1 protein-coding gene is annotated in these 412 nt (G+C 61.7%); it reads right to left on the bottom strand.

Annotation, left to right across the window (positions count from 1 at the left end; all coding sequences use genetic code 11):
• A partial coding sequence (locus tag VM94_RS28285; RefSeq protein WP_235432955.1) for a PfkB family carbohydrate kinase occupies positions 1 to 412 on the bottom strand: 412 nt, incomplete at both ends.

Here is a 412-nt window from a genome sequence, read left to right as displayed (position 1 = left end):
CACCTTGTTGGCGCGGGCCAGCTTGAGCGCCTGCGTGCTGACGGCGTGCATGGCAGCCGTGGAAAAATGCGTGCCGGTGATCAACAACGCCTTGCTCGACGCAATGAAAGCCGCATCCACCGACGAGGCGTCGATGGCCATGTCGGCGCAATTTTCACGGTAGAAAATCAGCGGGAAGGTGTTCTTGTCCTTGATGCCCAGCATCACCAAAGCCGTGAGACGGTCGCGGTCGACGCCCACGTGGCTGACGTCGCAGCCCTCCTTCGACAGGGTCTCGGTGAGGAAACGGCCCATGTGGTCGTCGCCCACTTTCGACAGCATGGCGGACTTCAAGCCCAGCCGGGCCGTGCCGAAGGCGATATTCGCCGACGAACCGCCCAGGTATTTGGCAAAGCTCGTTGCGTCTTCTAGC

Source organism: Janthinobacterium sp. KBS0711 (genome assembly GCF_000988085.1).
GTDB lineage: Bacteria > Pseudomonadota > Gammaproteobacteria > Burkholderiales > Burkholderiaceae_D > Janthinobacterium > Janthinobacterium lividum_E.
The sequence above is the reverse complement of the archived record's forward strand: the minus strand, read 5'-3'. Positions and strand labels throughout refer to the sequence as shown.